17 protein-coding genes and 1 pseudogene are annotated in these 18,076 nt (G+C 46.0%); 3 read left to right on the forward strand and 15 right to left on the reverse strand.

Going from position 1 to position 18,076, the window contains the following annotated elements:
- Positions 1 to 251: 251 nt before the first annotated feature.
- The 7 genes and pseudogenes from QP775_RS25895 to QP775_RS18520 form a co-directional block, all read right to left on the reverse strand.
- Positions 252 to 386 (reverse strand): annotated as a pseudogene (locus QP775_RS25895) (glycine zipper domain-containing protein); the annotation flags it as partial.
- 63 nt (positions 387 to 449) lie between these two features.
- A complete protein-coding gene (locus tag QP775_RS18495; protein WP_285108256.1) occupies positions 450 to 2,792 on the reverse strand; it encodes a S9 family peptidase in 2,343 nt (780 codons plus the stop codon).
- A gap of 34 nt (positions 2,793 to 2,826) precedes the next feature.
- Complete coding sequence (locus QP775_RS18500; protein ID WP_239329442.1) at positions 2,827 to 4,107, reverse strand: ABC transporter permease; 1,281 nt, start codon at positions 4,105 to 4,107, stop codon at positions 2,827 to 2,829.
- Positions 4,100 to 5,005 (reverse strand): ABC transporter ATP-binding protein, encoded by a 906-nt coding sequence (locus tag QP775_RS18505; RefSeq protein WP_285108259.1) that lies wholly within the window; start codon positions 5,003 to 5,005, stop codon positions 4,100 to 4,102. The genes QP775_RS18500 and QP775_RS18505 overlap by 8 nt, the downstream gene beginning before the upstream one ends.
- Positions 5,002 to 5,910, reverse strand: coding sequence for an ATP-binding cassette domain-containing protein (locus tag QP775_RS18510; RefSeq protein ID WP_239329444.1), 909 nt, complete (start codon positions 5,908 to 5,910; stop codon positions 5,002 to 5,004). Before QP775_RS18510 ends, QP775_RS18505 begins: the two co-directional genes overlap by 4 nt.
- A 45-nt stretch (positions 5,911 to 5,955) precedes the next feature.
- Complete coding sequence (locus QP775_RS18515; protein WP_483312030.1) at positions 5,956 to 6,375, reverse strand: GntR family transcriptional regulator; 420 nt, start codon at positions 6,373 to 6,375, stop codon at positions 5,956 to 5,958.
- Positions 6,376 to 6,522: 147 nt separating this feature from the next.
- Positions 6,523 to 7,251, reverse strand: coding sequence for a hypothetical protein (locus QP775_RS18520; protein WP_285108263.1), 729 nt, complete (start codon positions 7,249 to 7,251; stop codon positions 6,523 to 6,525).
- A 314-nt stretch (positions 7,252 to 7,565) separates the two neighbouring features.
- Between QP775_RS18520 and QP775_RS18525 the strand changes: the two genes are divergently transcribed.
- Entirely contained in the window at positions 7,566 to 8,309 is a 744-nt protein-coding gene (locus tag QP775_RS18525; protein WP_239329449.1) for an MOSC domain-containing protein, read from the forward strand.
- Between the two features lie 198 nt (positions 8,310 to 8,507).
- On the opposite strand, the gene QP775_RS18530 is transcribed toward QP775_RS18525, so the two are convergent.
- The 6 genes from QP775_RS18530 to coxB form a co-directional block, all read right to left on the reverse strand.
- The gene (locus QP775_RS18530; protein WP_028544726.1) at positions 8,508 to 8,972 is read right to left on the reverse strand and encodes a DUF420 domain-containing protein; all 465 of its coding nucleotides are present in this window, start codon (positions 8,970 to 8,972) and stop codon (positions 8,508 to 8,510) included.
- A 131-nt stretch (positions 8,973 to 9,103) separates the two neighbouring features.
- Complete coding sequence (gene ctaG, locus QP775_RS18535; protein ID WP_285108268.1) at positions 9,104 to 10,012, reverse strand: cytochrome c oxidase assembly factor CtaG; 909 nt, start codon at positions 10,010 to 10,012, stop codon at positions 9,104 to 9,106.
- A 107-nt stretch (positions 10,013 to 10,119) separates the two neighbouring features.
- Positions 10,120 to 10,443, reverse strand: coding sequence for a cytochrome C oxidase subunit IV family protein (locus QP775_RS18540; protein WP_285108270.1), 324 nt, complete (start codon positions 10,441 to 10,443; stop codon positions 10,120 to 10,122).
- Positions 10,444 to 10,446: 3 nt separating this feature from the next.
- Positions 10,447 to 11,067, reverse strand: a complete 621-nt coding sequence (locus QP775_RS18545) for a cytochrome (ubi)quinol oxidase subunit III (RefSeq protein ID WP_239329453.1) — start codon at positions 11,065 to 11,067, stop codon at positions 10,447 to 10,449.
- A complete protein-coding gene (gene ctaD, locus QP775_RS18550; RefSeq protein ID WP_239329843.1) occupies positions 11,064 to 12,914 on the reverse strand; it encodes a cytochrome c oxidase subunit I in 1,851 nt (616 codons plus the stop codon). The genes QP775_RS18545 and ctaD overlap by 4 nt, the downstream gene beginning before the upstream one ends.
- A gap of 80 nt (positions 12,915 to 12,994) precedes the next feature.
- Positions 12,995 to 14,062, reverse strand: coding sequence for a cytochrome c oxidase subunit II (gene coxB, locus QP775_RS18555; protein ID WP_239329454.1), 1,068 nt, complete (start codon positions 14,060 to 14,062; stop codon positions 12,995 to 12,997).
- Positions 14,063 to 14,576: 514 nt separating this feature from the next.
- On the opposite strand from coxB, the gene QP775_RS18560 reads away from it, so the two are divergent.
- Positions 14,577 to 15,347, forward strand: a complete 771-nt coding sequence (locus tag QP775_RS18560) for a hypothetical protein (RefSeq protein ID WP_285108273.1) — start codon at positions 14,577 to 14,579, stop codon at positions 15,345 to 15,347.
- A 108-nt stretch (positions 15,348 to 15,455) separates the two neighbouring features.
- Here QP775_RS18560 and map read toward each other — a convergent pair whose 3' ends face one another.
- Both map and QP775_RS18570 read right to left on the reverse strand, forming a co-directional pair.
- Positions 15,456 to 16,256, reverse strand: a complete 801-nt coding sequence (map, locus tag QP775_RS18565) for a type I methionyl aminopeptidase (RefSeq protein ID WP_239329457.1) — start codon at positions 16,254 to 16,256, stop codon at positions 15,456 to 15,458.
- Between the two features lie 264 nt (positions 16,257 to 16,520).
- Positions 16,521 to 16,709, reverse strand: coding sequence for a hypothetical protein (locus tag QP775_RS18570; RefSeq protein WP_028544733.1), 189 nt, complete (start codon positions 16,707 to 16,709; stop codon positions 16,521 to 16,523).
- A gap of 293 nt (positions 16,710 to 17,002) precedes the next feature.
- Between QP775_RS18570 and QP775_RS18575 the strand changes: the two genes are divergently transcribed.
- A complete protein-coding gene (locus QP775_RS18575; RefSeq protein ID WP_285108277.1) occupies positions 17,003 to 18,049 on the forward strand; it encodes a serine hydrolase domain-containing protein in 1,047 nt (348 codons plus the stop codon).
- Positions 18,050 to 18,076: the final 27 nt, after the last annotated feature.

The following is an 18,076-nucleotide window of genomic DNA, read 5'->3' on the forward strand; positions in this document are numbered from 1 at the left end:
ACGCTAATATTTAAATATGTTCATCAAATCATTTATACAGGTTAAGTTTCGATTTAAGTATGCGGACTACAAAATTTTATGGCTGTCTTCCTGCACCTTAACCCTTGACATCCCCAGACAAAAAGCCCCTCCAAGCAACAGTGATCGCTCCGCAATGGTACGGACTCTTTAATCACTGTTTCCTGTAAGGGCTTATATAAGTTACAAGCACGGTTTTTAATTTGCTACAAATCCACAGCAGCATCTTATACTTACTCGGACTTACGTCTGCTTCTTACCGCTCCTATTGCGGCTCCAAAAGCAATGCCGATTCCAACACCAACGGCCAGATTGTTCATGGCCAGACCTAGCACCAAACCAAACATCATTCCGATGGCTATGCCGCGGGATAATTTCCTTCTGTCTTTTAACTTCCATTAAATCGGTCCTCGATCTAAATACTGTCTATTTTATTTTTTCAAATGCTTATCCAGGAACTTGATCATGGCATTGTAGAACTCGAACTTGTTCTCTTCGTTATTAAAGCCGTGGCCTTCATTATCCTTCACCATGTACTCCACAGCCACTCCACGCTTCTTAAGTGCAGCAACAATCTGATCCGATTCCGCTTTATTTACACGTGGGTCATTAGCCCCTTGTGCTACAAAGAGCGGCGTAACAATTTTGTCAGCATGGAATACAGGGGACACCGACGTTAACAACTCCTTATCCTTGACAGGATCGCCAACACGTGTGTAGAACATGTTGCGTAATGTCTCCCAGTACGGAGGTAGTGTCTCCAACAATGTAAAGATATTTGACACCCCTACATAATCAACTGCTGCAGCATAAAGTTCAGGCGTAAACGTAATTCCCGCTAGTGTAGCGTAGCCCCCAAACGAAGCACCATAGATGCCAACACGCTTTTTATCGGCAATCCCTTGCTTGATCGCCCACTGTACACCGTCAGTAATATCATTTTGAATATTTAAGCCCCATTGCTTGTCACCAGCGTCCACAAATGCTTTGCCATATCCGATAGAAGAACGGAAGTTGACTTGAAGCACGGCATAACCGCGATTAGCAAGTAATTGCACCTCTGGATTAAAGCCCCACATGTCGCGCATCCAAGGTCCACCGTGCGGATTGACAATCAGCGGGAGATTTTCAGGCTTCTTATTTTTGGGCAGCGTCAAATACCCGTGAATCGTCAATCCGTCTCGGCTCTTAAATGAAATCGGCTGTACATCCGACAATTGATCTGGCTTTAGCCAATCGCTCAGGTTTGCAAGCTGTGTCATTTTATCCGATGCGGCATCGTAATAATAATATCTGCCAAACGTTTTATCGTTAGATACCGTAACAATCAGCTTAGTCATGTCTTCGTTATAATCATTAATGTTGACCTCGCCCCGGCTTGCACCAAGCTTGCTTTCCAACTTGGTGTACAAAGCTTCAAGCTTATCATCGTAAAATTGAATATGAGCCTTATCCGTAACATAAGTGACCGCTTGAATCTTATCCGTTTTGGAATCATATAATGCGCTGGATATATCCACCTCTGGATGTTCATACAGTACTTGTTCTTTGCCGTTCAGATCCAATTTCACGAGTGCTACTTTATCTCGTCCTTGATTAGAAGCAGCGTAGATAAATTTACCGTCTGCTGAGAAAGCAACTGGACTGATCGAATCTCCCGCTTTCAGCGAGAGCAGTGTACGGAATTGCTGCTCTTCATTATCCCGATATAAAAGGGAGCTGACAACGCCATCACTTGCAAGTGCTAGTCGGATCTTGCCATCCTTGTCGGCAAGCCACAGCTGAATGGCCCCTGGGTTCTTGGCGACCAACTTTGTCTCCCCTGTCTTTACATTCAGTTTGTAGACGTCTGACACTTTGGCATCTTCTTTATTCATCGTAATCAAAATTTCTTCCTTTACACTAGACAATGAACTAACAAGGCCCACTCTTACCTTGTCATAAGGTGTTAGATCTCGTTCCTCATTGCCGTTAAAGGCCGAAGCATACAAATGAAAGTTCTCGTCGCCGCCCTTATCCTTTAAGTACAAAATATGATCGCCTTTCCAGAAGAAGCCCGCAATATCACGATCCTTCGAACTGGTAACACGCACAGGCTCACTGGAACCATCCATCTTCTTCACATACACATTGGCACGGTTTTCCCAAGGTGCCACATAAGAGATGTAATTGCCGTCCGGGGACATCTGATAAGCAAAGTTACCCGGACTGCGCATAAAGTCTTCAACAGATATTTGCGGTACGCCCTGATTGCTAATCCCTGCCATGCGCAGCTTTCCTAGATTGCCAAGCGCTGCCGCTGCTTCCCGTACTGTCACCTGACGGTCTTCCTGCAAGCTGCCATCCTGATAGCCTGTAATGAGACCAAGCTTTTTCGCACTAGCCGCATAATCAGTCAAGCTTAGTTCTCCCTGTTCCTTGCCAAGGGCGCGCACCAAAATACGTGCCATCTCTCCACGTTTCAGCGCAACCGAAGTCTGAGACCACTCGCCTTCCTTCACCCATCCGTTTGCAAGAGCTATCTTCATGGTATCTGTGCCATGCAGGTAAGTCTGTGATTGAACGACATATCGTACAAAATCTTGAACAGATACTGCAGTCGTCAGCGCTGTTCCTTTGTCCAGAATCCCTTTTGTTACTAGGGCGTCTACTCCCGCCTTGTACCAGACAGAACCTTGCACCTGACCATTCGCTGCCATTGCAGTAACTGGAGCGCTGACGGCCATAACGGCCGCCAGCGTTGCTGAAATTAACTTCAAGCGTGCATTCTTCATGCTTCCTTCCTCCTTGTAAGAAGTTAGATATGTGTTAGATCTTGTATGCCTTCATCGCTTTGCGGATTTCTTTCCAGCTCGGACGTTTGCCATACATCAACACGCCCGTGCGATAGATCTTCGCTGCCAAGTAACCAAACAACAAGACAGATACAAGTAGGATCGCTATTGACACGGCCAATTCCCACCAAGCATATTCACCGACACCAATTCGCAGCAGCATCGTTGTAGGGGTAAAGAACGGAATGTAGGAAGCCACTTTAACCAGCATCGTGTTCGGTGCGGAAATACTGAAAATCGGAATATAGAAAGCAACCATCGATAACAAGGCAATAGGCATAATAGCCTGCCCCAAGTCTTCCGTGCGGCTTACGATAGAGCCTACAGCTGCATATAAGGTAGCGTACAAGAAATAACCAAGTACATATAACAACAAGCCCAAACCAACAACAGCAGGATCAATCATTGAAATATCAAAGTTCATATCCTTTAGTGGCTCAATGTTGTGCGGCAGCATCAAGTTAGCCAACACAACCACAAGGAATACTACGATCTGAATTAATCCTAACAAGAACATGCCAATAATTTTGCCGAACATCTGAGCTAATGGCGACACACTCGTAATCAGAATTTCCATAATCCGCGAGCTTTTCTCCTGCGTCACTTCAGATGCGATCATATTGCCTGTCATCTGATTGGTCATAAAGAATAGGACAATCAGCACCATAACTACCATCGCAGATACGCCTTTGTTCGCGTCTTCTTTTTCCGGGTCCTTGCTTTCACCATCAGCCTGCACTTTCACAGATTCAAACGATACAGGTTCATTTAATTGTCTAAATTGTTCCTCTGATAAAGCACCTTTAGCTACCCATTTAGTTTTTAATAGCGTTAACGTGCTCATAAGCACATTTTCTTTGGACATACCCAAGCTGTCTGTACCTGTAAAAATAACTTTCGGGAACTGCTCTGTTGCACCCTCACCCTGCTTCTCCAGCTTCAGGTAGCCATCGATATTTCCAGCTTCAATATCTTTCTTTAATTGCGCTTCTGTTGTATTTGGATAAGAAACCAGCATCAGATCCTTGTTTTTTTGTTCTGCCATTGATTTTTCCAGCGATTGCTCAATGACCGGATAATTGCCCTGCATTACGCCAATCTTCATCGGCTCATCTTTTGAGAACAACGAGATGAGATAAGGTACGTTTACACCGATAGTCATAATGAGCGCCAATATGATCGTTGTTACGATAAACGCCTTAGTCATCATTTTAGTACGTAATGTAAAGCCAATAACCGTTCCCAGATTACGCATTCGACTCGCCTCCAACCACTTTAATGAAGATTTCGTTTAACGTCGGTTCTTTTATTTCAAATTGCTTCACTTCCGTCTGGCTCATTGCAGCTTGCAAAATATGCTGACCGGCGGACTCATCTGCAATTCGAATAAAGTACCCTTCTTCTGTCCGCGTCACTTCGCTTACACCTGTTATTTGCTCCAGTCCTTCGACTGCACCTACTGTGCGAAGCACGACTTTCTCACGTGGATATTTGCTTTTCAGCTCACGCAAATTGCCTTGAATAACCGCATTTCCCTTCTGCAAAATCGAGATGTTGCGGCACAACTCTTCAACATGCTCCATTCGGTGTGTAGAGAACAAAATACTCGTACCATTATCGCGCAGTTCCTTCACCGTCTCCTTCATCAACTCAACGTTAACTGGATCCAGACCACTGAACGCTTCATCCATGATGACAATCTTAGGGTTATGCAAGATCGAAGCAATAAAGCCGATCTTCTGTTGGTTCCCCTTGGATAATTCTTCTATCTTTTTGTTATAGTTCTCCGGCACGTTAAACCGTTCAAGCCAATATTTTAAGCTCTTGTCCGCATCTTTGCGCGCCATTCCACGAAGTTGCGCCAAGTAGAGCAGCTGCTCACTAACCTTAACCTTCGGGTACAGCCCCCGCTCCTCAGGAAGATAACCAAAGATCTGCTCCAGCCCTTTATAGTAAGGCTTGCCGTTATATTTAATACTGCCTCCGTCTGGATAAATGAGGCTTAGAACCATCCGCATCGTGGTTGTCTTTCCAGCGCCATTCGCACCAAGTAAGCCGTAGATCTCCCCCTCTTCTACATCAAAGCTCACACCATTAACCGCAGTCTTATCTCCGTACTGCTTAACCACCTGATCTAATTCCAAAGTCTTCATGATAAACGCCCTCTCCTCTCATCTTCCATTCGTATCATGTGAATCATCATTTCATCCAATGGCATAGCCTGTGTTCGTATGGGGCTGATACCATGATCTCCGAAATAAGCTTCCAATTGAACCGCATCATTCGAGATTACCCGTACTACTTGCCACTCCTGCTCTATCCATGACACACCTGGGGCTCCCTCTAGGTCACCCACATCCAAACCTTCGATCCAATATTCCTTCCATGCGTCAAACAACTCGTCTTTTTCAGCTAGTGTCAGCAACTGACCCTTATGCATAAACAGAATGTAATCTGCCAGTCGCTTCACTTCCTCGATCACATGAGTAGCAATTACAATCGTGTGTTTTCCATCCTCCATCACGTGCTGCAGATCCTCTATCAGCAGCCGCCAAGATATCGGATCAAGCCCAGACGTCGGCTCATCCAATAGCAGAACCTCTGGCCGATAGGACAAAACGAGCACGATCTCGAACTTGCGCCGCATACCTTTGGACATCTTGCTTAGCTTCATACGAGGACTAATCTCATACTTGGCCATCAGTTTATGGTAAAGGTTCCAGTCCCACTTGTCATACCAGTAGGCAGCAAGTGTTGCCAGTTTATCAGGTGTCTGATCATCATCCTCAGAACTAGGCAGTTCAGGCACATAACCTATTTTTTGCTTCCAGGCGATGTCATTTTCAATGTTATAACGCTCCCCTTCGATGTGCATCTCTCCCCCATCAAGGTGAATGAATCCCATCAAGGCTCCCATCAGCGTACTTTTACCCGATCCGTTCATACCTACGATGGCTGTCACGCAGCCCTGTGGGATTTCGAAGTCAAGCGGACCGATCGTCAGCGTATCCCGTTGCTTCACCATACTTTTCAGTTGAATAACTGGCGGTTGAGCCACGTTGTCTCCTCCTCACAACCATTTATCGGGTTCCTCTAGCCCACGTCATTCCTCTGTGGTTTCCTTTGGTCTGCCTCTGCTGGAAACATCCCATGTTCGCATGATCATCTCGTCAAAGCACGCGCGCAGTTCTGACTCGCTCATTTGAACTTGCTGTGCTGCTTGTATAGCTGCCAAAATGGCTTCTTCGACAGCTTTCTTACGAAATTTGTCTTTGTCATCCTCCTGCACATGGGCTACAAAGGTCCCTGTTCCCTGTCTTGTTCGCAAAAGCCCCTCAATCTCCAGATCTTGATATACACGTCTTACGGTAATCACACTGCACTTTAATTGGCTGGCGAACTCGCGAATTGAAGGCAGCAATGTACCCACTTCGAGCTGCCCAGAAAGGATAAGAGCCCTTAGCTGATTCTTGATCTGTGCATAAAGAGGTTCTGCGCTGTTCTCGTTTACTTGGATGGGCATAAACACGGTCTGTCTCACCTCCTGCCTATGTAGCGCTATCTATTAAAATCAATGGATTGTATTTAAACAATAACGTGCTCTGGCGTGCTCTATTGTCTTAACCTCACTATCTCTGTTACACCATTTTTTCGCAGATCACGCCTAAACTTACATCAGATCTTTTCGTTTAAGCAGACCAAGCAGAATTTTCCCGCTATACGTATAGGTCTGGATAAGCACGGCAACCGAGATGACGCCAACAGCAAGCGCGTATTGGTTCGAACTTTGGATCAGCATGACCACCAGGCTTTTTCCCGTAAAGGACACACATATGGAAATCAGCAAATATCCGATCATCATTAGGAGAACAACAATCATATAACCCTTTCCACTTACACTCCATTCGAAGCCGATGTAGAACATGTGAATGAGTACAGCACACGTCATCAAGGCCAATACATATACAAGATAATTACCTACAGGGAGCACTTCCCTTAAATCCCGCATAAACACATATTGTATTAAAAAATAAATCGTTCCGTTTAGCAACGTTGCAATACTAAGATGCATAAAACGTGACAGGATTATCGTTTTAAGCTCCACCGGCAAGGTTCTCAACTTTACGATATGCTTCCTGTGCGAGTCGTCAGCCAAGTATCTGCGTCCTCTTCGGTTAAAGACGAACCCCAGATTGCCTATCATCACCAGACTAATAAAATCCAGCAAACATCGTATGGCTACTGAATCATCCTCCTTACTCAAGTTAGCCCCTAGCATCGGTAGTGTGCATACTGCCATATAAGCGGCAAATAAAAACGTAAATAATAATCCTATCCAATACCTTTGAAAGTCCCGCTTACAAAGCATCCATGCATCTTTCCATCGTTTCCCTCTCATAAGCACACCCTCGCTTTATCTCTATTATCTTCACGATTATGCCATCAGATGTCTGATCCAAAATCGTTCCCGCATGATGGAGTACTAAGTATGTGATGTGATCTTGCTCCATGATCACTGTGATTACTGTGTATATCTTTATATACAGTATAATGACCTTATCCAATTGATGTCAATACATTTTAAGGAAATGTATGGTTTAAAATTTCTTTTTCGTGGAAAATAAGGTACATGCTTTTGTATGATAGGGTTGGAAGCACAACTGCATATAATCCCTTTTAGGGTCTAGATCCTTACAAAGAAGGATGGTGTTTATGTCTGAAATCATAGGGATTGTTGAGGAAATGTACGTGCATCCCGTAAAGTCTATGACGGGACAGTTGCTGCGAGAAGCTCAGATCGAATCTTATGGCTTATACGGTGACCGAGCCAGAGGTCTCGTTCGTGCGGACAATCCAGATCGATTTGTTACGATCACACAAGTACCGCAGCTTGCAGCTTATCGAGCTGAGCAGCGGATCGATGCCAGCCATCCTGGGGATTGGCCAGAGATCACTATTTATACGCCTGATGAAAGAGCTTACCGATGGGAAGACGAGGAATGGCTTGCTGAACTGGAGCAGCTAGCCGGCATCAAGCTGCTGCGCTGGGAGGCGCCTAATGGGTACGTTCCCAAGGGGGCCATCGAAGACGGCGACTTGCTGTTAACGACCAGCCACAGCTTAGCCGCTTTAAGCTCTCTATATGGTGCGCCCATCGATATAAGACGCTTCCGACCGAACCTACACCTTCGTCTGACAACTACAGACGCAGCGGCCTATTTGGAAGGCTCATGGCGGGATCACCAATTCCTTGTGGGCGAAACCGTAATCCAGGTGACAGGCGATTGTCCACGTTGTTCTATCATTAACGTAGAACCGTTAAGCGGATTAATTACCCCCCATATTCTCAAACATGTGGCACGCCAAAATGCAATCCATTTTGGTGTGTATGCATCTGTTAAGACACCAGGACTCATTCGCGTGGGTGATACCATTAGGTTCCATACATCGCCTTGATAGCTTTTTAACTCACACCTAGAATTTGGAGCCTCATGCGATACGTTCCACGCTGGTTGCTAGACATCCTGATCTACAAGTAAAGCCCGCCAGGCTTGTTCCATGATGGAATCAGCCTGACGGGCTTTACTCGCTGAGCTATCTATTTCGTTAGAATGTCTTATGCCTCATTCTTGCAGATAGAGCACTCTTACGCGGTTACCAGCCTAAGATCGCGTCGATTACCGGCTTTGTATGCCCACCTGGGTATAAAATGTAAAGCAATACATACACAGTTGCACCTGTAATCGCCGTAATAAACCAGATAACAGATGTCACTCTACCCAACTTCCGATGCTTGCTGTACTTGGCTTTATAGCCCGTATACAACGTTGTTAAGCCAAATACTGCGGCCACTGTCGCCAATACGATATGGAATAACAAGAAGACCAAATAAATCGTCTTCAAGTTATCAGGCCCACCCCATGCTGTATTTCCGACAAAGATTGTTCGCGACGCATATATAACAAAAAAGATAATAGCTGCAATTGCCGCCATTGTCATCGTGCGTTTATGCTGTTCACGTTTCCCTTTAATGATTTGACTCCAGCCGATTGCAACCAACACGGCGCTGATGACGATAAATGCTGTGCTGATCGTCGGCATAATGTTGAAAATATCCACGGATGTCCGCACCTTCCCTTATAGAGGTTGTCCAACAGAGCTAATAGGCATTCTCCTTGAGCAAAAGAGACGCGCTTAAGCAGCACAGCTGCAACTATAGCTTGAACCTGTCATCCTAATATTATAACGGATTATGCTTGGTTGAAATGGCCTTCCAGTGTCGATTCTACGACATCATCATCATCCTTGCCCTCTCTGCGGAACCATTGTGAGAACACATAGGCTAAAATAGCGCCATACATCAGTTCTTGAACCATCTTCATTAAGATACCGCCTAATTGCTGATCTTCAGCTCCATCGAACCAGTTAAAGAACTGCGGCCCTCCAAATGCAGCCAACAGCGCCTTGGGGTCACCAGCGACACAGTAGCCCATCGCCTGCGCCCAAGTATCAGGATCCGTGTAAGTCGAGTATAACGGGGTATCCGCAAATATAATTAAAGCACAAGCCGGTGTAATCAACATGCCATTCAAAAAGATATACCCCATCTTCTTGACGTCGGTTAAGATCACCCATTCAGGAACGGGTGTAACGATCGGCCACCACATCATGACCGAAGTAATAAACAAGGCGATGTAATAAATAACGTGGACACCATAATTCAGCATCACATAGTCGTGGACAGCCGGAACGTGATAAAACGAGAACAGGACATTAAACAGCAGGGCAGTCAGAATCGGGTGCATCGCCCACTTGAGCTTGCGCATAACTGGACGATCCAGCAAATAACGCCACATCCAGCTTGGCATCCCTAACATAAGAAGCGGGGGCACAATGATATAAGAAACCGACATCATCACCATATGAAACGTAAACATCATATGACTCATAACGTTTATCGGTCCCCCCTGTACAAGATACAGCAGCACAATACCAATAATAAACATGAATTTCTTCCAAACCCCTACTGGTTCAGATCTCTCGAATCGAGACCGAAATGGGCCCGTTAACCCTAAATACAAAATGATGATAAGTACGGCTGCAACCAGAATCAACGGACTCCATAGATCCGCAAAAGTGAACTGCTCCAAGCCAAACATGCTGCGCCCCCTTCCCTTACTACCCTGCTGTCATACTTTCGCCACATTTTACCCTCTTATGGAAAAAGAGGCGACGCCGCTGCGTCACCTCTCATTCTTTGACAATGTTAAGGCCACCATACCCAGTATATGCCCATTACAATGCACGTAAATGCGATAAAAGCACCTATAAACATAAAGACAATGGGAAGCATATGACCTTTGTCTTTCATATGCATCCAGTAGCCCATCTGGATAATGACTTGCAGGACTGCCATTACAAGCAAGATAATAATGGTAAATGTAGGGTTAACTTCACCAGCCGCACCAACCGTTGCAAAGGCAATCAACGTCAGCACAATTGAGAAAATAAACGCAATAATATGCTTCTGCGGCCCCTCGTGCTTATGACGACGCTTCGTGTCGTCCGAAGTGAGTTGTTGTGTTGCCATCTGTTAGCCCACCTTTCCCATTAAATATACGACGGTAAAGATGAATACCCACACCACGTCGATAAAGTGCCAATAAATCGCAGAAACATAGATTTTAGGCGCTGTGACGAAGTTGAGTCCCTTTTTGTAAATTTGCACAATTAGAATCGTAATCCAAGAAACCCCGAACGCAACGTGGGCACCATGGAAACCAACTAAGGTGTAAAATGCACTACTAAAAGCACTAGTTGTAAAGGTATGACCTTCATGTATATATTCTACAAACTCATAAATTTCCAGAGCGAGGAAACCGAAGCCGAGAATAACCGTTACGATCAGCCAGTTCAGCATCGCCTTTACATCTTTACGATGCAGAGCCTGAACCGCAAATACACTCGTCAACGAACTTACCAACAAGATCATAGTTGCTGCTGCGACCATCGGAAGCTTAAACAACTCTGCAGCCGTAGGACCGTCTCCAACTTGATCGCGGAGGGCCAGGAACGTAGCAAATAGCGTACCGAACAATACCGCCTCTCCGCCAAGGAACAGCCAGAAGCCAAGCACTTTGTTGCGGCCTTCTAACGTTGCCTTCTCCGGTTCGTGAGGCCAGTGCTCTTCTGCGTGGTGTGCAGATGCGCTCATGCTTTAACCCCCTTATCCTCCAGCTCTTCCTTCTCAATATGATAACCGTGGTCATCAATTACCGAGCGCAAGAACATGCAGCCAAATGTAATCAACAGGCCTAAGCCAGAAATGATGTAGTTGTTAAATAAGAAGCCGACTACGCCGCTTCCAAACTCATCTTTTGCAAACATAAAGCCTAAGCCAGCAATAAACAAACCTATGGACATAAAGAACGGTAAAATCGATGGTGATGGCATATGGATCGAACCAATTGGTTCAGCAGGCTTCATCTCCGTATTGCCGTCCATTTTCTCTTTCCACCAAGCATCATAACCACGTACAAGTGGAGTCTGCTTGAAGTTGTACTCTGGGGCAGGTGACGGAATTGTCCACTCCAGTGTACGTCCATCTTCCCAAGGATCGTTCGAAGCATTAGCAGGCTTACGACTTGTAATAACAATGTTATACAAGAACATCAATACGCCAATACCCATCATGATGGCACCGATTGTACTAATCAGGTTCATCGTGTCAAAGCCTTGATTCGGCAAGTAAGTAACGACACGGCGAGGCATACCTATCAGACCTAGGAAATGCTGAACAAAGAACGTTAATTGGAAGCCAATATAGAACATCCAGAATGTAGCTTTCCCCAAGCCTTCCGCAAGTACGCGTCCGAACATCTTCGGCCACCAATAGTGAAGACCAGAGAACAAGCCTAACACTAGACCACCCACAATTACGTAATGGAAATGGGCTACAACAAAATAGGTGTCATGGAACTGGAAGTCCGCAGGTGCTGACGCCAACATTACACCTGTAACGCCCCCCATTACAAATGTCGGGATAAAGCCGACCGCATACAAATTGGCAGCTGTAAACTTGATGGAACCGCCCCACATTGTAAACAACCAGTTAAATATCTTGATTCCAGTTGGAACGGCAATCAACATTGTAGCGATAGAGAACAAGGCATTTGCAACTGGCCCCAGACCAACCGTAAACATGTGGTGAGCCCATACCATGAAGCCCAGAAACCCGATAAGCACTGTCGCAAATACCATCGAGCTGTATCCAAACAAGCGCTTGCGAGAGAATGTGCTAATGACATCAGAGATAATACCAAACGCTGGCAATATCAAGATGTACACTTCGGGATGACCAAATATCCAGAAGATATGCTGCCACAGTACAATGCTGCCGCCATTCGGAATATAGAAGAAGTTGCCGCCGAACAGGCGATCAAACGTCAGTAAGACAAGCCCGACTGTTACTGCGGGGAACGCAAACAGGATCAATGCGGAAGTGATAAATGATGCCCAAGTGAACATCGGCATCCGCATGAAGGACATGCCTGGCGCCCTCATATTAATAATCGTAGCGAGGAAGTTGATACCCCCGATAAGTGTACCAATACCGGATATCTGAAGTCCTAGTGTGTAGAAGTCTACCCCGTGATGCGGGCTGTACTCGGTACTTGAAAGTGGAACGTACGAAGTCCATCCTGCGTCTGGTACTCCACCGATCAGCCAGCTCAAGTTCAAGAGCAAGCCGCCGAAGAAAAACGTCCAGAAGCCGAGGGAGTTCAGGAAAGGGAATGCTACGTCACGCGCGCCGATCTGCAGCGGGACGATTGCATTCATTAATGCAAATATAATCGGCATGACGCCGAGAAAGATCATCGTGGTTCCGTGCATGGTGATTAATTCGTTAAAAGTCTGCGGATCAACGAAATCATTCATAGGTTTAATCAACTGTATCCGAATCAGAATCGCTTCAATACCGCCAATGCCGAAGAATAGTGCGCCGGCAATGAGATACAAGACACCGATCTTCTTATGGTCGACCGTCGTCAGCCAATCCATTAAGCCGCGATACCGCTTCACTGTGTGTGCCGTGTGAGCCAAGGTCGTTACCCTCCCCTAGAAGATGCTTATTGTTCACTTTATTGCTTGTTAACTGTCTTTAATGAATCCAGCTTGTAGTTCGCCAAGTAATCGACGATCTGATCAAGTTCAGTATCCGTCAGCGGAATCTTATGCATCTTGTTGCCCGGCTTCAACTTGTCCGGATCTTCAATCCAATCATGCAGATTCTTCTCCAATTTGCCTTGGTCGATCGCTTCTTCCGCGTTGTCGCGGTTTAGCAATATTCCCCCCACCGATTCACGGCTCCCGATCCCCTTCAGGTTCGGCCCCAACGAACCCGCGTTCTCGACAGCATGGCAGGACAAGCAGCTTGTTTTGAACTTTTCCCCGACAGCCGCGTCACCAACGAACGGCTTCGGCTCAGCCTTCATCTCGCTAACCCAAGCAGTGAACGTCGCTTCGCTTACAGCTTTCACTTTGAAATCCATAAACGCATGGGAAGGTCCGCATAGCTCGGCGCACTTGCCGCGGTATACATTCTCCTTCGCTGTTTCGAAGAACATCTTATTCTTGTTTCCCTCAGGGTTCGTATCCATCTTGCCCGCAAGTGCCGGTACCCAGAAGGAATGAAGCACATCTTGAGTCTTCAGGTTAATCGCAATCTTCTTGCCTACAGGTATAACCAGATCCTGTGCCGTACGAACACCCAATTCAGGGTATTCGAATTCCCACCAATATTGATGAGAGGTGACATTAACCTTGATGGCTTCCTTGTCTTTGCTGTAATCCTCTGCGAAAGCGAATACATACTTAAGCGTCGGAACAGCCAGGATGATAAGAAGAATGATCGGTATTACTGTCCAAATGATTTCGAGCTTGTGACTACCTTCTACTTGCTTCGGAATATCGTTCTGCCCCGGTTTTCTACGGTAGCGCACAACGACATAAAAGCAGATGGCGAATACAACTATGACGACCAGCATCATAATTATAATGGACAACTGCATGAGCCCGAACTGCTTCTCCGCAACAGGACCTTGCGGGTTGAGAGCGGACAGATCCGCACGACCGCAAGCACTCAAGAGCAAGACGAGCCCAGCGAATAGCGGAAGGAGTCGTTTCACAGCATGCCACCGTTTCATCATTGATCAACCCCACTTTTTACGTTTTCGCAGATTATCACATCTCATGCCCTTTCCAACTCCTCAGCACACCCTAACGCACAAATGACGTTCATGGTGAGCGAACATACGCCCGATATGCTGTGTGGAGGAGTCTGCTTGGCCGAGTCAGATCCTTGGAAATCCTTTGCAGAAGGCCCCTCAGATTCATATCGGTCCATAAAAGGTGAGTCACCGGCTCTAGCACGGATGTCTTAATCCTGTCAATAAACACAATCACTCACCTAAATATAATTTCCATAATTTTATTTGTCAATGTTTCCCGCCTAGTTCACAAATTGTTCGAAAAGTCCGTTTTTTCGCGTCAAATCAACGTTTGTAAGCGTTTACAGTTTATCGTTCACACCTCTATAAGTAGTGTCGAAACCCTAATAATTGTGTCGTTTTACCGCTTATCTAGATGTTACAAATTCCAAGTGTTGCATATGTTCCATCCTTTTTCGGAAAAATAGAGCCACATCGAAAGGAGTGTACAGACGTGAATTCACATTTTGATCAACTATTTAAAGTTAAATCATGGAAAAGAAACTCCCTCGTTCACAATATTGTCATATTCTCCTTCGTCACGTGTATGACCTTACTGTCAGGCTGCCATTCTTATAATGAAAACGGCGGCAAGTCAACCAAAGATCTGGCATCCAATTATGCCGACCGCACAACAAGAGATTATCGCATTTCCAATCATCCTTCGTATAACGATCTCCATGGCAATATGATGGGGGAAACACCTTTAAAAGATAACAAGTACAAGGCATCGGCCCATACGTCGTCTGAGCCCCCTGCAAGAGTTGCTAAAGCAGCAAGCAATCATGTAAGTCAGGTAAGCGGAGTAGCGCTGGCTTATGTCATCGATCTGAATCACAATGCATATGTCGCCTTGACCCTCGATGCCACTGGGCTTGGTACCAAAGGCGTGGGCGGGCACTCTGCGCGCGAACAGCGGGATACCAATGTCTCCGATCCAAGCAAGCTTGCAGAACAGCGATTGGATCAACCTGTTCCCCAGATCGTGAACCCAAGCAGTCAAACTACCTCCGAAGCACATAGCGAGCATCTCTCGCATGAATTCAAGCAAACCGTCGCTACTGCTGTCAGGGAAAAACTTCCTGCTGTTAAACAAGTTTATATTAGTGCAAATGCAGATTTCTTCAATCATATAAGCGCACTTGCGATGAAGGTGTATCCACAAGAATCCCTTGAGCCCTATGTAGTTTCTTTAAAACAGATCATTAGCCGCTATATGCAATAGATTGTGTGCTGAGAAACGGTCAAATGAACATTCACACTTATGACCCAGTGACCGCCACCCCCTATTAGGTTGACGGTCACTGAACCTCAATGCACGCTCCCTAGGTAATTACAGACGCAAGCGTCGCGAGCTGAACCCACTAACTTGTGCCAAAGGGCTCACTGCTGTTGTTAGTATACGCGGGCCCTGCTTGGTTACCGCTATTGTATGCTCAAAGTGAGCTGCCCACTGGCCATTCATCGTTCGAACTGTCCAACCATCACGCCCAAGCCATACATCATCATTTCCACCCATCGTGAATATCGGTTCCAAGGTAATCACCAGCCCGTCTTCGAGCACATCTCCGGTTCCGACACTGCCCTCATTAGGCACCTCTGGTGCTTCATGAAGCTGTCTGCCAATACCGTGGCCGACCAAGGTCTGGACCACCCCGTAACCGCTCAACCGCCCGTACGTGCCAATCGCGTTCGAAATATCACCAACTCGGCCGCCAGGACGAGCTTTCTCCATCCCTAATCGCAGCGCCTTTAACGTATGACGAACAAGAGCCTTCACTTCCGGGCGGACGCGCCCAATGTTATAAGTCCAAGCAAGGTCTGCCAACCAGCCTTTATATTGAACGACAAGATCTATCGTTACGATATCCCCTGAAAGCAGCGGTATGGATGTAGGAAATCCGTGGCATACGATGTCATTACGAGAAGCACAGATTGAGTATGGGAAGCCATTGTAGCCTTTCTGGTAAGGATACCCTCCTTCTCGCAGCAGCCATTTCTCTACAAATGCATCGATCTCTTTAGTTGTGACCCCGGGTGCCAAACGAGAAGCCACCTCACGATGGCATCTTGCGGCCAATCGACCGGCGGCCTGTATTTTCGCAATCTGCTCCGCGTTTTTAAGCTCCAACATAGTCGCTCCCCCAATTTGTCCGCAGGCGTATTTGCATGCTCATTGACGCACTTCTAGTAGACTTATTCCGCGCTGATCTTTTATATGACAGCAGATACTTATGACGTGTGATGATGCAGTCATAACACTACATAGCATATGTCGCATTTAAGATCACCCTGCAGCTCTATGCTCAGCTTATACGCTCATATGCAAACAAGGCATCCCTTAAAGGGACGCCTTGTTCAATAAGTTATATATCAGATGTCATCTGAAAAATTTCCGTTATGACACACTGCTGTCAATCTTGCCAAGCTCCAACTCTACAAGCTGAGTTAATTCGTCTTCATAGCCTCCCATAATCCGATATTTCCGGATATATTCCTTTACGAATTTCCTAGGATTCTTAGGTCGGAAGATCCGCGTCATCTCCAACAAGCTCTCTTTCACTTCGTTGTGACCTTTTGTAGCCATGAAAATTCCCTCCCAAAGCGTTGTAGATCATGCTCCGCAACGGAGAACTAACGGACTTCGGACTCGCTTGTAACGCTGGAATTCACTGCATAATAGTTCCTATTATATCATATTCCCCAGAGCAACAAAAACACACAATCTTTACTTGTACATCTGTTTATTGGGCATACTAACCACATCAGCTCCATTTTTCTTTACAGGACAAGCATTTTGTTTCGATTCTTTAACTTATCGCCTTTAAAAAAATAATGTGCAGTTGCGTTCACCAACTTCAAAGGAGTGAATCCTCTCTTATGACCATATGCAATACCTCGTCTGACTTGACCAATAAAAAGTGCTGGATTACTCCTGTCCCCGAAAAAAAAAGAGTCCATCACAAACGACTAGAAACAGCAATCACAGCGCTTTATAAGCTGCATCCCAATCTGCGCTGCTTTCTACTAGCCCGTCAGGGAGAAACCATATGCGAGGTGTACGCTGACTGTGACGAGACATCGCTTCATGATCTTCGTTCCGCAACGAAGACTGTGGTCGGCATACTTGTTGGCATCGCATCAAGCCATGGGCTGATGCCCGCACTCGAAGAATCAATTAAGCCCTATTTCGAAGCAGAACTTCCACAAAGCAACAAAAATGACCCTCTATGGAGCAGTATTTCTCTTTATCATCTGCTCACGATGACAAGCGGCCTCCACTGGCAGACCGGTCCTAAGCTTGGCGAACAATGGATTCATCGTTTTCACAATAGTGCAAGTTGGACTCGCTTTGCTCTTCGTTTGCCAGTACATGCTGAATTCATGAATCATTTTCAGTATCGAAGTATTGATTCCCATCTATTATCTGTATTGTTAACACGTATAACTGGTATGCGCGCAGATCAATATGCGGAACGGCATTTGTTCGGGCCTCTTGGGATCATCAACTACCGCTGGGCACTGTCTCCCGATGGGGATGCATCTGGTCATATCGGGCTTCATCTTTCAGGTAGAGATATGCTAAAAATCGGGCAATTAATGCTGGATAAGGGAATCATACGTGACAACAATGTAAGCAACAGCACAGACGCTCTGTACGTAATACCCTCCGAATGGATAAAAGAAACAATGCGCAGCCATCATGCAGGCATGGATGCCTACGGAAATTACGGCTATCAAGGATGGTCACATCGTTTGCAAGGATACGATGCCTTTTGTGCACTGGGTCACGGCGGACAGATGATTTATATCGTGCCCGAACTGGATATTGTTGTGGTATTGGCAGGCAATTCGCACGTTAGAAGATGGCGCCACCCAAGATTATGGCTGGAGCAGCATTTACTGCCTGCCTGCTTATCTTATTGAAGGATAGAGATAGACACCCGTCGTCAT

The sequence above is a fragment of the Paenibacillus sp. UMB4589-SE434 genome (assembly GCF_030226685.1).
Classification (GTDB): Bacteria; Bacillota; Bacilli; order Paenibacillales; family Paenibacillaceae; genus Paenibacillus_B.

Excerpts from the sequence above, each read along its gene's own strand:
- QP775_RS18545 (WP_239329453.1), bottom strand. The coding sequence starts at position 11,067 with ATGAGCGCATCTGCACACCACGCAGAAGAGCACTGGCCTCACGAACCG.
- QP775_RS18505 (WP_285108259.1), bottom strand. The coding sequence starts at position 5,005 with ATGAAGACTTTGGAATTAGATCAGGTGGTTAAGCAGTACGGAGATAAG.
- ctaD (WP_239329843.1), bottom strand. The coding sequence starts at position 12,914 with ATGGATTGGCTGACGACGGTCGACCATAAGAAGATCGGTGTCTTGTAT.
- QP775_RS18500 (WP_239329442.1), bottom strand. The coding sequence starts at position 4,107 with ATGCGTAATCTGGGAACGGTTATTGGCTTTACATTACGTACTAAAATG.
- map (WP_239329457.1), bottom strand. The coding sequence starts at position 16,256 with ATGTTGGAGCTTAAAAACGCGGAGCAGATTGCGAAAATACAGGCCGCC.
- QP775_RS18495 (WP_285108256.1), bottom strand. The coding sequence starts at position 2,792 with ATGAAGAATGCACGCTTGAAGTTAATTTCAGCAACGCTGGCGGCCGTT.
- QP775_RS18520 (WP_285108263.1), bottom strand. The coding sequence starts at position 7,251 with ATGAGAGGGAAACGATGGAAAGATGCATGGATGCTTTGTAAGCGGGAC.
- QP775_RS18515 (WP_483312030.1), bottom strand. The coding sequence starts at position 6,375 with ATGCCCATCCAAGTAAACGAGAACAGCGCAGAACCTCTTTATGCACAG.
- coxB (WP_239329454.1), bottom strand. The coding sequence starts at position 14,062 with ATGATGAAACGGTGGCATGCTGTGAAACGACTCCTTCCGCTATTCGCT.
- ctaG (WP_285108268.1), bottom strand. The coding sequence starts at position 10,012 with ATGTTTGGCTTGGAGCAGTTCACTTTTGCGGATCTATGGAGTCCGTTG.
- QP775_RS18570 (WP_028544733.1), bottom strand. The coding sequence starts at position 16,709 with ATGGCTACAAAAGGTCACAACGAAGTGAAAGAGAGCTTGTTGGAGATG.
- QP775_RS18525 (WP_239329449.1), top strand. The coding sequence starts at position 7,566 with ATGTCTGAAATCATAGGGATTGTTGAGGAAATGTACGTGCATCCCGTA.
- QP775_RS18540 (WP_285108270.1), bottom strand. The coding sequence starts at position 10,443 with ATGGCAACACAACAACTCACTTCGGACGACACGAAGCGTCGTCATAAG.
- QP775_RS18575 (WP_285108277.1), top strand. The coding sequence starts at position 17,003 with ATGACCATATGCAATACCTCGTCTGACTTGACCAATAAAAAGTGCTGG.